This window comes from Massilia sp. UYP34, assembly GCF_056279385.1.
Genome location: NZ_JBWBRF010000009.1, coordinates 127576 through 141777 on the forward strand (window position 1 = coordinate 127576; position 14202 = coordinate 141777).

General features: G+C 65.3%; 14 protein-coding genes. 4 read left to right on the plus strand and 10 right to left on the minus strand.

The genetic code is table 11. The features are described 5' to 3' along the window. Positions 1 to 3: 3 nt before the first annotated feature. From cobA to ACZ9AQ_RS15605, 6 genes are read right to left on the minus strand one after another with little or no spacing between them, the layout of a single operon-like run. Entirely contained in the window at positions 4 to 720 is a 717-nt protein-coding gene (gene cobA, locus ACZ9AQ_RS15580; RefSeq protein WP_429204388.1) for a uroporphyrinogen-III C-methyltransferase, read from the minus strand. 18 nt (positions 721 to 738) lie between these two features. Next, the gene (locus ACZ9AQ_RS15585) at positions 739 to 2067 is read right to left on the minus strand and encodes a sulfate adenylyltransferase subunit 1 (RefSeq protein ID WP_429204390.1); all 1329 of its coding nucleotides are present in this window, start codon (positions 2065 to 2067) and stop codon (positions 739 to 741) included. Beyond that, positions 2067 to 3002, minus strand: a complete 936-nt coding sequence (gene cysD, locus ACZ9AQ_RS15590; RefSeq protein ID WP_429204392.1) for a sulfate adenylyltransferase subunit CysD — start codon at positions 3000 to 3002, stop codon at positions 2067 to 2069. Before cysD ends, ACZ9AQ_RS15585 begins: the two co-directional genes overlap by 1 nt. A 31-nt stretch (positions 3003 to 3033) precedes the next feature. Then, complete coding sequence (locus tag ACZ9AQ_RS15595; protein WP_429204394.1) at positions 3034 to 3750, minus strand: phosphoadenylyl-sulfate reductase; 717 nt, start codon at positions 3748 to 3750, stop codon at positions 3034 to 3036. Positions 3751 to 3761: 11 nt separating this feature from the next. Continuing rightward, positions 3762 to 4319: a DUF934 domain-containing protein gene (locus ACZ9AQ_RS15600; RefSeq protein WP_429204395.1), complete on the minus strand. Its 558-nt coding sequence runs from the start codon at positions 4317 to 4319 to the stop codon at positions 3762 to 3764. After that, on the minus strand, positions 4312 to 6000 hold the full coding sequence (locus ACZ9AQ_RS15605) for a nitrite/sulfite reductase (protein ID WP_429204397.1): 1689 nt from the start codon (positions 5998 to 6000) through the stop codon (positions 4312 to 4314). The genes ACZ9AQ_RS15600 and ACZ9AQ_RS15605 overlap by 8 nt, the downstream gene beginning before the upstream one ends. Positions 6001 to 6185: 185 nt before the next feature. Between ACZ9AQ_RS15605 and ACZ9AQ_RS15610 the strand changes: the two genes are divergently transcribed. From ACZ9AQ_RS15610 to ACZ9AQ_RS15625, 4 genes are all read left to right on the plus strand, one after another. Beyond that, a complete protein-coding gene (locus ACZ9AQ_RS15610; protein ID WP_429204399.1) occupies positions 6186 to 7124 on the plus strand; it encodes a CysB family HTH-type transcriptional regulator in 939 nt (312 codons plus the stop codon). Further along, positions 7124 to 7801 carry a class I SAM-dependent methyltransferase gene (locus ACZ9AQ_RS15615; RefSeq protein ID WP_429204401.1) on the plus strand — a complete coding sequence of 226 codons (678 nt, stop codon included), beginning with the start codon at positions 7124 to 7126 and terminating at the stop codon, positions 7799 to 7801. Before ACZ9AQ_RS15610 ends, ACZ9AQ_RS15615 begins: the two co-directional genes overlap by 1 nt. Before the next feature lie 11 nt (positions 7802 to 7812). Next, entirely contained in the window at positions 7813 to 8313 is a 501-nt protein-coding gene (locus tag ACZ9AQ_RS15620; RefSeq protein ID WP_429204455.1) for a YaiI/YqxD family protein, read from the plus strand. A gap of 238 nt (positions 8314 to 8551) precedes the next feature. After that, a complete protein-coding gene (locus ACZ9AQ_RS15625) occupies positions 8552 to 9205 on the plus strand; it encodes a GNAT family N-acetyltransferase (protein ID WP_429204403.1) in 654 nt (217 codons plus the stop codon). Between the two features lie 284 nt (positions 9206 to 9489). Here the strand turns inward: ACZ9AQ_RS15625 and ACZ9AQ_RS15630 are convergent, their stop codons facing one another. From ACZ9AQ_RS15630 to ACZ9AQ_RS15645, 4 genes are all read right to left on the minus strand, one after another. After that, the gene (locus ACZ9AQ_RS15630; protein ID WP_429204405.1) at positions 9490 to 10518 is read right to left on the minus strand and encodes a porin; all 1029 of its coding nucleotides are present in this window, start codon (positions 10516 to 10518) and stop codon (positions 9490 to 9492) included. Between the two features lie 162 nt (positions 10519 to 10680). Then, positions 10681 to 11859: a PAS domain-containing sensor histidine kinase gene (locus ACZ9AQ_RS15635; RefSeq protein ID WP_429204407.1), complete on the minus strand. Its 1179-nt coding sequence runs from the start codon at positions 11857 to 11859 to the stop codon at positions 10681 to 10683. 113 nt (positions 11860 to 11972) lie between these two features. Next, complete coding sequence (locus ACZ9AQ_RS15640; protein ID WP_429204408.1) at positions 11973 to 12740, minus strand: LytR/AlgR family response regulator transcription factor; 768 nt, start codon at positions 12738 to 12740, stop codon at positions 11973 to 11975. A 118-nt stretch (positions 12741 to 12858) separates the two neighbouring features. Beyond that, complete coding sequence (locus ACZ9AQ_RS15645; protein WP_429204409.1) at positions 12859 to 14160, minus strand: sensor histidine kinase; 1302 nt, start codon at positions 14158 to 14160, stop codon at positions 12859 to 12861. Positions 14161 to 14202: the final 42 nt, after the last annotated feature.

Below are 14202 nucleotides of genomic sequence, written 5' to 3' on the forward strand. Positions count from 1 at the left end.
GAGTCAGACCTGGTGTTCGCGCTTGGCGAGCGCCTCGCCCATCATCACCAGCACCGGACCATTGCCCGGCTCGAGGCCGCGCGCCAGGTCCGTCAGCGTCAGGCGCAGGATGCGCTCGTCGGCGCGGCTGCAGTTTTCCACCACCACCACCGGCAGGTCGGGACGCCGGCCTTCGGCCAGCAGGCGCTCGGCGGTGGCGGCGGCTTCGCGCCCGCCCATGTACTGGACGAGGGTGTCGGTTTCGGGCAGGGCCGGATGATCGGGTTCGTCCGGCGCGGTGCTGGACGTGAAGAAGGCGACGCTGCGCGCGACGCCGCGCTTGGTGAGCGGCTGCCTGGTCGCGGCGGCGGCGGCCACGGCGGTGGTGATGCCGGGGACGACCTCGACCTCGATGCCCTGTGCCTCCAGCGCGCGCAATTCCTCGTCGGCGCGGCCGAACAGCATCGGGTCGCCGCCCTTCAACCGCACCACGAGCGAGAAATTGCGTGCGCACTCGACCAGCTGTTCGTTGATCAGGGACTGCGCCGTCGAGCGCTGGCCGGAGCGCTTGCCGACCGGGATCTTCTGTGCGCGTGCACACAGTTCCAGCATCTCGGGCGTGACGAGGGCGTCGTACAGCACCACGTCGGCCTGGGCCAGCAGGCGCGCGCCGCGCACCGTGATGAGGTCAGCCGCGCCGGGTCCGGCTCCCACGAGATATACCTTGCCCAGCGCCGCCATACAGTCCTCTTGTATCGATTAGTCTTCGATGCGGATCATACCCGCTGCGACGGTCTGGTGGGTGACTTCATCGATCAGGATGAAGGCGCCGGTGGCGCGGATGTCGGCGTAGGCGTCGGCCGCCAGCGGCTGCTGGACGGTCAGCTGCACGCGCGCGATGTCGTTCAACTTCAGTCCCTCCGCCGGATGGCGCTCTTGCGTGTTCACGTCCAGGATGGTGTCCAGGCGCGCCACCTTGGCCGCGGTCTGGCGGGTGCCGTGCTTGATCCAGTACTTGCGGCGCAGGTCGAGCGGCTCGTCGGCCATCCAGCACACGTCGGCCGTCACCTGCTTGAGCAGGGTCGCCGGCTGCGCGCTGCCGGCCAGCATGTCGCCGCGCGAGACATCGACGTATTCGTTCAGCACCAGGGTCACCGACTGGCCGGCCACGGCCGATTCCAGCGGACCGTCGAAGGTGACGATCTCTTTGACCGTCGCGGCCTGGTTCGAGGGCTGCACCACCAGCTGGTCGCCGACCTTGACCACGCCCGATTCGATGCGGCCCATATAGCCGCGGAAGTCGTTCGCCTCGTGGCCGTTGTGGCGCGCCACCAGCTGCACCGGGAAGCGGAATGGCGCGGCGTGCGACTGGTCATAGACCGACAGCGATTCGAGCAGCTCGATCAGGGTCGGGCCTTCGTACCAGGCCAGTTTGTCGGAACGCTCCACGACGTTGTCGCCGGCCAGCGCCGACAGCGGAATCGCGGTAATGTCCTTCAGGCCCAGCGACTGGGCAAACTTCTCGTACTCGGCCACGATGCGCTCGTAGACGGTGCGGTCGTAGTCGATCAGGTCCATCTTGTTCACGGCCACCACCACGTGCTCGATCTGCAGCAGCTTGGCGATGGTGGAGTGGCGCTTGGTCTGCGTGAGCAGGTCGACGCCGCCGTCCTCGCGCAGCTTCACTTTCGACACGTCGATCAGGATGATCACGGCGTCGGCGGTCGAGGCGCCGGTGACCATGTTGCGGGTGTACTGCTCGTGGCCCGGGGTGTCGGCGATGATGAACTTGCGCTTCGGCGTGGCGAAATAACGGTAGGCCACGTCGATCGTGATGCCCTGCTCGCGCTCGGCTTCGAGGCCGTCGGTCAGCAGCGACAGGTCGATGGTGTCGCCCACGGTGCGCTTGTGCTTGGCGCGCGAGACGGCGGCCAGCTGGTCGGCGAAGATGCCCTTGCTGTCGAACAGCAGGCGGCCGATCAGGGTGCTCTTGCCATCGTCCACCGAGCCGGCGGTGATGAAGCGCAGCAGGGTCGAGCCGGCTTGTTGGTCCAATGTGTCTTCGAAATTGTCGGTGCGGGCGTTCATCAGAAGTATCCTGCTTTCTTGCGTTTTTCCATCGAGGCTTCGGAAGTCTGGTCGTCCATCCGGGTCGCGCCGCGTTCGGTCACTTCGGTGACGGCCGTCTCGGCGATGATGCCGGCCACGGTATCGGCAGTGGACGCCACCGGGCAGGTGCACGAGATGTCGCCGACGGTCCGGAAGCGCACGGTGCGGTTTTCGACGGTTTCGCCTTCGCGCGCCGGGGTGAGCGGGGTCAGCGGCACCAGCAGGCCGTTACGCGGGATCACGTCGCGCTGGTGGGCAAAATAGATCGACGGCAGCGCCAGCTTTTCGCGGGCGATGTACTGCCACACGTCGAGCTCGGTCCAGTTCGAGATCGGGAACACGCGCATGTTCTCGCCCGGATGCACGCGGGTGTTATACAGGTCCCACAGCTCGGGGCGCTGGGCTTTCGGGTCCCACTGGCCGAACTCGTCGCGGAAGGAAAAGATGCGTTCCTTGGCGCGCGCTTTTTCTTCGTCGCGGCGGGCGCCGCCGATGCAGGCGTCGAAGCCGTGTTCGGCAATGGTTTCCAGCAAGGTCACGGCCTGGGCCGCGTTGCGCGAGTCGAGCTGTGGATTGCGCAGGCGTACGGTGCCGCGCTTGATCGAGTCTTCGACGCTGCCGACGATCAGGCGCTCGCCCAGCTCGGCCGCACGTGCGTCGCGGAAGGCGATCACTTCGTCGAAGTTGTGGCCGGTGTCGATGTGCACCAGCGGGAAGGGGAATTTGCCCGGGCGGAAAGCCTTCTCGGCCAGGCGCAGCAGGACCACCGAGTCCTTGCCGCCCGAGAACAGCAGGGCAGGGTTGCTGCATTCGGCCGCCACTTCGCGCATGATGTGAATCGCTTCCGATTCCAGCGCGTCCAGGTGGGCGGCATTGACGTCGCTCAGTACTACGTTGTCGCTAACAGTTGTCATGGCTGTGCCTGTTCTTTTCTCGGGTCGTGGCTCAAACGGCCACGGATTTGATACGAATAAGTTTGCCGTCCACCACGTGCAAGCCGCACTCCTTGGAGTCCGGGTTTTCCCACCACCAGCGTCCGGCGCGCACGTCCTCGCCCGGCTGGATGGCCCGGGTGCAGGGTTCGCAGCCGATCGACGGGTAGCCGCGGTCATGCAGGGGATTGTAGGGAACGTTATTGTTGCGTAAGTAGTCCCAGACGTTCTGCTCGCTCCAGTCGGTCAGCGGATTGAATTTCTGCATGCCGTGGGCCTGATCGTCTTCTTGCACCGCCAGTTCGGCGCGCGTGCTCGACTGGGCACGGCGCTGGCCGGTGATCCAGGCGCGCTTGCCCGCCAGGGCGCGGCCCAGCGGCTCGACCTTGCGGATGCGGCAGCATTCCTTGCGCATCTCGACGCTGTCGTAGAAGGCGTTCAGGCCATGGTCGGCCACGTAGCGCGCGACCGCCTCGGGTTGCGGGCGATATAGCGCGATGTCGTAGTCATAGTTTTCCTTGACGCGTTCGACCATCGACAGCGTTTCGGCGTGCAGGCGGCCGGTTTCGAGCGAGAAGATCGCGATCGGCAATTTTGCCTTCAAGATCAAGTCAGTCAGCACCATGTCTTCGGCCGCCAGGCTCGATGCGAACACGGCCGGCGTGAAGTCGCGGGCAATACGGGCCAGTATCGCGTGGGTTTCTTCCACGCGATGATGGAGGTCACTCATGCTGGAAGCTCCTAGATACCGGCGCCGACGTCGCGGTGTTCAGCCGGGGTATCGCGTGGAACCCGGCGGAACAGCGGGATCGGATTGTCGACCGTCGCCTGGTAGGTTTCTGAAAACACCGACAAGCCCTTGAGCGCGTCGTGGATGCTGCGGTCTGGCCGGGTGGCGAAGGCGTCGAAGCCGCAGCGCGCCATCTGGAACAGCTGGTCGCGCAGCACGTCGCCGATCGCGCGCAATTCGCCGGTCCAGCCCAGGCGCTTGCGCAGGTTGTAGGCGATCGAATAGCCGCGGCCATCGGTGAATTTCGGGAAATCGATGGCGATCACCTGGAAGCGCTGCAACTCGTCCTTGATGGCGGCGGCGCTCTCGTCCGGCGCCAGCCAGACGCCCAGCGCGGCGCGTGCGAGCAGCGCATCGCGCTGCGCCTGCCATACGCTCAGCGGCACGATGATCTTGCCGGCCGGGACCTCAACGGTCTCCGGCGTCTGGTTCTCGTCGAGTTTCAGGACGCTCCAGTCGTCGTTGACCACTTCGCGACCCTTGATGATCTGTGGGTGTTGATCAAGCATAGTGGTCCTCTCCAACCAGTTCGCCCGCCGGGATCGGCGTGGCATAGACGTGTTCCTTGAATGGGGCGATGCCCAGGCGCTGCACGGTGTCGACGAAGCGCTCACCGTCGATGCGGCAGCGAACATAGACTTCGAGCAAGCGTCCGATCACTTCCGGCATCTGCACCGCCGAGAACGATGGGCCGATGATCTTGCCGATGGCGGACTCGTTGCCCTGGGCGCCGCCGATCGACACCTGGTACCACTCGCTGCCGTCCTTGTCGACGCCCAGCACGCCGATATTGCCGACGTGATGGTGGCCGCAGGCATTGATGCAGCCCGAGATATTCAGTTCGATGTCGCCGATATCGTGCTGGAAGTCCAGGTCGTCGAAACGCTCGGCGATGGCGGCGGCGATCGGGAGCGATTTCGCGTTCGCCAGCGAGCAGTAGTCGCCGCCCGGGCAGGCGATAATGTCGGTCAGCAGGCCGATGTTCGGCGTGGCCATGCCTTTCGACTTGGCCAGCTGCCACACCTCGAACAGCTTGCCCTGCTCGACGTCGGCCAGCACCAGGTTCTGCTCGTGGGTCACGCGCACCTGGCCGAAGCTGAAGCGGTCGGCCAGCTCGGCCACGAAGTCCATCTGCTCGGCGGTGGCGTCGCCCGGCGGCACGCCGTTTTTCTTGAGCGACAGCACGACGGCGGCGTAACCAGGCACCTTGTGCGGCTTGACGTTGCGGTTGAGCCAGTTGGCGAAGGCGCGGTCGTCCGGTTGCGCGGCGACGACGTCGGTATCGGCCAGCTCGCGGTAGGCGTGCGGCTGGAACCACTTGGCCACGCGGTCGAATTCTTCCTGGGTGAGGGTTTCGGGACCGTCCTTCAGGTCGGCCCATTCTTCCTCGACCTGGCGCGTGAATTCCTCGACGCCCACAGCCTTGAGCAGGATCTTGATGCGGGCCTTGTACTTGTTGTCGCGGCGGCCATGCGTGTTATACACACGCATCACGGCTTCGGTATAGGTCAGCAGGTGCCGCCACGGCAGGAACTCGCGGATCACGCTGCCCAGGATCGGGGTGCGGCCCATGCCGCCGCCGGCCATGAACTTGAAGCCGACTTCGCCGGATTCGTTGCGCACGACGGTCAGGCCGATGTCGTGCACGGCGATCGCGGCGCGGTCTTCCAGCGCGCCATTGATGGCCACCTTGAACTTGCGCGGCAAGGCCAGGAATTCTGGGTGGAACGTGCTCCACTGGCGCAGGATCTCGGCGAAGGGACGCGGATCGACGATCTCGTCGGCCGCCACACCGGCATACTCGTCGGTGGTAATGTTGCGGATGCAATTGCCCGAGGTTTGGATCGCGTGCATTTCGACCGAAGCCAGGTCGGTCAGGATGTCCGGCGTCTGCTCCAGCTCGATCCAGTTGTACTGGATGTTCTGGCGCGTGGTGAAGTGGCCGTAGCCGCGGTCGTACTTACGGGCGATATGGGCGAACATGCGCATCTGGTCCGCCGACAGCAGGCCGTACGGCACCGCGACGCGCAGCATGTAGGCGTGGCGCTGCATGTACAGGCCATTCTGCAGGCGCAGGGGCAGGAATTCCTCTTCCAGCAGCTCGCCGCTCAGGCGGCGGGCGACCTGGTCGCGATACTGGGCGATGCGCTCGCGCACGATGAGGTGGTCATAATGGTCGTAACGGTACATGTGCTGGGTCCGAATGAGGTGAGGCGGATGGTGTTCGCCCATTAAATAATGTCCCCGATCATACGGAGCTAAGCTTATATTCCAAACTACGGATAATTTATTTGCTTATATGCGTAACCCGAATAAGCATCTTAGAATGTCGTTCGTTGGCGCTTCGCTGCCTCTTTAACAACAATAATGATCAAATGAATCTCCATCAACTGCGCTTCGTGCGCGAGGCCGTCCGCCAGAACTACAATCTGACTGATGCCGCCAAGGCATTGTTTACCTCCCAGCCCGGGGTCTCGAAGGCCATCATCGAGCTGGAGGAAGAGCTTGGGGTCGACATTTTCACCCGTCACGGCAAGCGCATCCGCGGCCTGACCGAGCCGGGGCGGCTGGTGCTGCAGTCGGTCGAGCTGATCATGCAGGAGATCGACAGCCTGAAACGCATCGGCAAGGAGTATGCGGCCCACGACAGCGGCAGCTTTACCATCGCCACCACTCACACCCAGGCGCGCTACATGCTGCCGAAGGTGGTCCAGGCCTTCATGCAGAAGTATCCGAAGGTGCGCCTGTCGCTGCTGCAGGGTAATCCAAAGCAGATCGCCGACATGGTCAAGAACGACCAGGCCGACCTGGCCATCGCCACCGAATCGATCACCGCCGTCGACGGCCTGATCACCTTGCCCGCTTACCAGTGGGAGCACGTGGTAGTGGCGCCTCCGGACCACCCGCTGTTCAAGTCGCGCGCCATTTCGCTCGAGGAAATCGCCAGCTACCCCGTGATCACGTATGATGCCGCCTTCGCCGGCCGCAGCAAGATCGACCACGCCTTTGGCCTGCGCAACCTGAAGCCGGACGTGTTGCTGGAAGCGATCGACGCCGACGTGATCAAGACCTATGTCGAGCTGGGCATGGGCGTCGGCATCATCGCCGGGATGGCCTTCGACCCCGAGCGCGACCGCAACCTGCGCGCGCTGCCGGTCGGCCACCTGTTCGGCATGAACACCTCGCGCGTGGCGATCAAGCAGGGCGCGTACCTGCGCAGCTATATCTACACCTTCATCGAACTGCTGGCGCCGACGCTCAACCGCAAGATGGTCGAGTCGGCGATGCGCGGTGGGGAAAACTACGAACTGTAATGGAATCAAAGATGGACAAGAACGGCGTCATCGCCTACTACGACGGCATCGCCGCCCACTACGACAACGCCGCCGCCGGGTATTCGGAAGAGCAGCTGGAAGACCTGGACGAGTCGCGCGAGCAGCTCGCCGCCTTGCTGGCCGGCCACCGCATCCTGGAACTGGGCTGCGGCACCGGCGCCTGGACCGAAGTGCTGGCCGAAACCGCCGACTCCGTCCTGGCGCTCGATGCCAGCGAAGCCATGCTCGAGCTGGCGCGCCTGCATGGCGAAGACCTGGACAACGTCGCCTACCGCCTGGGCGACGCGCTGGACTTGCCTGACGACCTGGCCGGCGGCGACAAGTTCAGCGCCGTGTTCATGGCCGGCCTGTGGTCGCGCCTGACGCGCGACCAGCAGGAAGCGCTGCTGCTGTCGCTCAGGAAACGACTGGGCAAGGACGTGCTGCTGGTGATCTTCGACGACGCCTACGTCGAAACCGAGAGCGCCACCATCGCCCGCACCGACCTGCAGGGCAACACGCATGAATTCCAGCTCGACGCCGACGGCAATCAACACGAGCTGGTGAAGAACTACCCGACCGACAGCTATCTGCGCAAGCGCCTGGACAAGGTCGGCCGCGAGATCAAGATTGCGCGCTGGGAGTTCTACTGGGTGCTGACCTGCCGCCTGAAGTGATGCCCGGGCAGTTGCACATCTGGGTCGACGCCGACGCCTGCCCCGCCGTCATCAAGGACATCCTGTTTCGCGTGGCCGAGCGCCTGCAGCTGAACGTGACCCTGGTGGCGAACCAGCTGATGCGGGTGCCGGGTTCGCGCTTCATCCGCGCGCTGCAGGTGCCGGCCGGGCCCGACGCGGCCGACGCCGAGATCGTCGCGCGCGTCAATCCCGGCGACATCGTCGTGACCGGCGATATTCCACTCGCGGCCCTGGTGCTGGACAAGGGCGGCCTGCCGCTCAATCCCCGCGGCGAGTGGTACACCAAGGACACGATCGCCCAGCAATTGACGATGCGCGCCTTCATGGAAGAGCTGCGTGGCAGCGGCGTCGACACCGGCGGGCCGGCCGCCTTCAGCCAGGCCGATCGCCAGCACTTCGCGAATGCGCTCGACCGCCAGCTGGCGCGGTCCAGGCCGCGCGCGCCGGAGCGCCACCCCGGCGCCGCGGCGCCGGATGGCAACATGGATTGACGCGCGCACGGTGCTGTTGTGCTGTTGATAACAATGTTGTTCTTGTTATAATGGGGCAAGGGTGCACGCTCCGTTCGGGAGCGGGGCAGGATGCGCGATGGTCGGGCCGCCACGCGAAACAGTTCACGTCCATGTCAACCTGACACCGGCGTGAGCGTTGAAAGCTTGCCATGCACGCTAACGTCACACGCAAACTCCGCACCGAACCATCATCGTCAGCAACCCCGCGGGTGGCCGCATGACGCGTACCCGCTACGGCCTGCGTTCGCCCGACAGCCCCGACGGCCGCAGCGGCGCCAGCCTGCTGATCGAGCGCATGTACGCCTGGCGCGGCTACCAGGCGGCGCGGCTCGACGCCGACGACCCGCACCGCATCACGCTGACCGCGTCGGACCAGGACGAGGTGGTGGGCACCCTGACCATCGGGATCGATGCCAGCCGCGCGCTGATGGCCGACCAGATGTACAAGGAAGAACTGGACGCCTTCCGGGGCAAGGGCGCGCGCCTGGCCGAGGTGACCAAGCTGGCGTTCGACCATTCGGTCCAGTCCAAGCATGCGCTGGCCAGCGTATTCCACCTCGCCTTCATCTACGCGCGCGCGATGCACGGCTGCACCGACGCCGTCATCGAAGTCAATCCGCGCCACCGCCGTTTCTACGAGCGCATGCTCGGGTTTCGCCAGGTAGGGGGGCTGAAGGTGAATCCGCGGGTGAACGCGCCGTCGTTCCTGCTGCACGTCAGCCTGGCCTACGTGGCGCAACAGGTCGAGGCGTTCGGCGGCGCCTTCAAGCGCGGCATCGACACCGGCGAGCGCTCGTTCTACCCCTATTTTTTCTCGCCCGAAGAAGAGCGGGGCATTGCGGCCCGCCTGGTGCGATCGGAGGCAGCCTAGGCGCTGTTGATGCCGCCGCACTGGCGGCGCCATGAAAAAATGCCGGCATGGCCGTCATGACGGTAAGTTAAGGCGAAAGTCTTCTTGAGTTAGCGTAAGAACGTCGTTACTGCCACTGGCAGTAACGACTCCCCACGAAGGTGGGGACCCAATCTTGCAAGCGTTTCGGCGACGTTTGCAGAACTTGGGTCCCCGCCTGCGCGGGGACGACGCATTTGACGGCTAGATCAGCAGCTTGACTTAACGGTATTGCCGGCATGGCCGGCGTTGGATGCCCGCGCGGATCAGAACGCGTGACGCAGGCCCACCGTGAACACCGAAGGATCGGCGCCCAGCGCGGTGGCCGGCGGGGTCACGTTGTTCGACGACGCGTTGATGCCGAACACGCCGCGGCTGTTGTTGCGCAGCTGGGCGTAGGTGGTGTAGATGTTGGTGCGCTTCGACAGCGAGTAGGTGTACGACACCGAGACGGTGTTGCCCTTGGCGTCGGTGTTGTCCAGCTTCTGCTGCTGGAAGTTCAGGAAGAACTTGTTCGCGCCGACGGCGTACGAAGCGCCGATGTTGGCGTTGGTGTATTCAGGGTTGACGGCGGCGCCGGCGCCCTCCAGCTCCGCTTTCATCCAGTTACCCTTGATTTCGAACGCGCCGAAGTTGTAGCCGGCGCCAAACGCCATTTCCTTGTCGTCGCCTTCGTTCAGGCGCTCGATGGCGTGGTAGCCGGCGCCCAGGTACAGGCCGCCGTTCTTGTATTCGAGCGACACGCCCAGCAGGTCGAGCGACGGATCGGCGGTCTGCTCGCCGGTCGCGTAGGCGGCGTTGACGACGAAGCCGGACAGCGAATTCGATTTGTAATTGACCGAGTTCGACAGGCGGCGGGTCAGGCGATTGGTGCCGAACGCTGACAGGTTCGAACCGTACAGGCCCTGGCCGTTGATGTCGGTGGCGGCGGCGACGGCGGCGATCGGCGAATATTCGCGACCGACGGTCAGGGTGCCGAAATCGCCCTGCAGGCCGACCACGGCGCGGCGGCCGAAGGTCTGGGTATCGGTGGCGCCGGTGTCGAGCGACACGCCGGCTTCGATGTTGAACAGGGCTTTCAGGCCATTGCCGAGATCTTCGGTACCGCGAAAGCCCAGGCGGCTGCTCGACTGGTTGCCCGAGCTGACGGTGGTACGACGGTCTTGACCCGGCGCGTCGGTATCCTCGACCGCGATGGCAGCGTCCATCACGCCATAGATCTGGACGTTGGTCTGGGCGTGGGCGAACAGTGGCAGGGACGACAGCACGGCGGCGGCCAGGAACTTATACTTCATGAAGATCTCCAGTTTGGTTTCGACAAGATGTTGAGTGATCAATCAACTCAGATCGACAGCGATCTTATCGAGCCAATATGTCGAGTTCATGACAGTCTGACCATGTTGTTTTTACGCAATGGCGTGAACAATATCCTTTAGTGTGGGCATCCGTAGACAACGCTAGACCACGTGGCCGCTCAGCGGCAGCACGATGTCGATGCGGGTGCCGGGCGGCTCGTCGCCGGCGATGGTGATGTCGCCGTGCATGGCCCAGACCCGCTCGCGCATGCCGACCAGGCCCAGCGACTCGGCCTTTTCCATGTCCTCGGCGCGGATGCCGCGGCCGTCGTCCTGGATCGTCACCAGCAGCTCGCCATTGGTGCGATACAGATTGAGCAGCACGTTGCGGGCCTCTGCATGGCGCGCGATATTGGTCAGCGCTTCTTGCACGATGCGAAACACGGCCGTGCTAGCGGCGTCGTCCAGGCGCAGCTCGGCTTCGTCGGCCAGCAGGGTGCAGGCGATGCCGTGTCGTTCGACGAACTCGTCGCGCAAGCCCTGCAGCGCGAAATACAGGCCGCCTTCGTCCAGGGCGCGCGGGCGCAGGTTGGTGGCAATGCGGCGCAGCGAGGCGATGGCGGTCAGGAGATTGGTTTCCATGCCGGCCAGGAGGCGTGCGCTGGCATCCGGCAATTCGTCGATGCGGGCCAGCAGGGTCAGGTCCATGCGCAGCGAGGCGAGCAGCTGGCCCAGGTCGTCGTGCAGCTCGCGCGCGATGTGGGTGCGTTCTTCTTCGCGGATGCTTTGCAGGGCGGAGGACAGCTGGCGCAGCTGGTCATGCGAGCGCGCCAGCTTTTGCTGCACCAGGTGGCGCTCGGACACGTCGCGCAGGATCACCGTGAACACGGGGCGGCCGTCATGCTCGACGCTCGAAATCGAGCCCTCGATGGGAAACAGCTGGCCGCCGGTGCGGATGCCGGTGACGGCGTAGTCGGTGGCGCGCCGTCCCGCACGGCCGCCGCCGGCCGGGAAATAGTCGAGCGGCGTGCGCGCCTCTGGCGTGGGGGGCTGGACGAAGCGCGACAGCTGGGAGCCCTGCATCGCGCTGACGCTGGAACCGAACATCTGGGCTGCGGCCGGGTTGGCCAGCAGGATGGTGGTGTGCTCGTCGACCGACAGGATGGCGTCGCTGGCGCTGTGGACGATGCGCCGACTGTCGAAGCCGCGCACGCCGCGCTGCGGACCGCGGGCGCGGCGCAGGGCGGCGGCCATATTGCCGGCGCAATAGCCGCTCAGGAAGCCGGCTACCAGCACGACCGGACCGGTGCGGCGACTGCGTGCCCTGCGCTGAGGTCTCATGCGGGAAACTTAGTTAGAGGGGACGGCCGCGGACGCGGACCGGGACCTCTACATTACGCGCGGAAGAAGGGCGGGGCGTTGAGGGGAGACAAGGCGCCGGCGCGCCGGCGCGATCACATCTGCTTGAACAGGTGCAGGAAGCTGCGGCTGACCTCGAGCTTTTCCGGGCGCCCCTTGACCAGTACGAGGTGACGGCCGCGGATGTCGCGCGTCACGCCCTCGATCGCATTCACGTTGACCAGGGTCGCGCGATGGATCTGCCAGAACAGCGACGGGTCGAGCTCTTCGGCCAGGTCGCGCACCGGCTTGCGGATCAGGGCTTCGAAGCTGGACGTCTGTACGGCCGTGTATTTCTCGTCCGACCGGAAGAACAGGATGTCCTCGACCGGGATCATGCGCAGGTCCTGGCCGATGCTGGCCTGGATCCATTGCAGGTGCTTTTGCTTCGGCGCGGCGATCTTCTCGGCCAGCTGGCTCAGCATGGCCGACACGCTGTCGTTGACGCTGCCGGCGGCCTGCGGTTGCTCCAGGCGTTCCTTGAGGCGGTCGACGGTGATCTTCAGGCGGTCCGGCTCGGTCGGCTTGAGCACGTAGTCGATCGCGCCGCGCTCGAAGGCTTCCACGGCGTACTGGTCGTAGGCGGTGACGAACACGATCCGGCTGGCGTCGCCGATCTCGCGCGCCGCTTCCATGCCGGTCTTGCCCGGCATGCGGATGTCGAGGAAGGTCAGGTCGGGCTTGAGCTCGCCGACCAGCTGCACGGCTTCGTCGCCGTTCTTCGCTTCGCCGACGATCTGCAGCTCGGGCCAGGCGTCCTGCAGGCGCATGCGCAGCTGGTCGCGCATCAGTCTTTCGTCATCGGCAATTATCGCGGTAGGCATGGCGGTCTCTTCTCGGGTTTGTTATCCAATGATTATTCAATGAAACCGGGCGTCAGGCAAGCCGGGCGGTCGCATGCATCTCGGTCTTATCCTCGCGCGTCATTCTCGAGCTTTACGCTCAAGCCTGTTTCGACAACTGATAAGGCACTTCGATCGTCGCGATCACGCCGCCCGGGCTGTTGGCGCCGATGTGCAGGCGGGCGCTGTCGCCGTGCAGCAGCTTGAGGCGCTCGCGGATCGTCTGCAGCCCCAGGCCGGTGCCGTCGCTCGGCACCACGCCGAAGCCCACGCCGTCGTCGGTCACGGTCACGCGCAGCTTGCTGTCGGCCACCTCGGCCACGATCTTGAGGGTGCCGCCCTCGGGCTTGCATTCCAGGCCGTGCTTGATCGCGTTCTCGACCAGCGACTGCAGCATCATCGGCGGGAAGGCCGCGCTGCGCAGGCCGTCCGGGATCTGCCAATCGACCGTCAGGCGTTCTTCCATCCGCATCTTGAGCAGGGCCAGGTAGGCGTTCACCATGTCCACTTCGCGCCCCAGGCCGGTGAGCACCGCGTTGTCGCGCATCTGCGGCAGCACCGCGCGCAGGTACTGGATCAGGCTGCGCTGCATGGCCGACGCGCGCGGCGGGTCGACCCGGATCAGGTGCTCGACCGAGGCCAGCGTGTTGAACAGGAAGTGCGGCTCGACCTGGGCCTGCATCATCTGCATCCTGGTTTCCGACAGCTGGCGCTGCATGGCTTCGCGCTCGGCGGCGGCATTGGCGACCTGGGCCTCGGCATCGGCGCGCTTCTTGCCGCCGACCAGGGCCTTGGTGCCGAACAGGGCGAGCAGCAGTAGCAGCACGAAGTTCATGAACCAGGTCGAGGCCTGCTTGTGGTAGCGCGACACCTTTTGCTCGGCGGCGTCCTCGACCGCCGCTTCGATGGCGTTGGACAGTTCTTCGCCGATCTGGGGCGGCAGCTCGATATGGACCGAATCGTCGCCCGGGTGGATGCTGACGCCGCTGACGCCGCTGGCGGGCGGCTTGGGCGGCAGCGGCGCACGGGGCGCCGCCGGCGCATCCGGATCGGCCGGCGCCGCCGGCTCCGCAGGGTCGGCCGCGTCGGCCGGTTCCGCCGGCTCGGCCGCGCCGCTGCGGGCACGGGTGCGCGGATTGAAGCGGATGCCGCTCTCGTCGATCAGGATGCTCGCTTCGCTGCGGCGCCCGGCGTCGCGCTCGGCGCGCGCGATTTCTTCCTGGACCGGGCCGTTGAACAGTTCTTCCTGCAGGATGCCGGCGGCGGTCAGGGTCAGGCAGGCGAACAGGAGGAACTTCCACCACGAGAGCTGGGTAACCCAGGTGGCCACCGCGTCGAAGGCCCGGTAGAGCCAGGACAGGATGCCCGTCAAATAGTGTTGTATCGAACTGCGTGCTTGCATGGTCGTCAATCTCGTTTGGCCGCCAGCGCCGGAGGAAGTCGA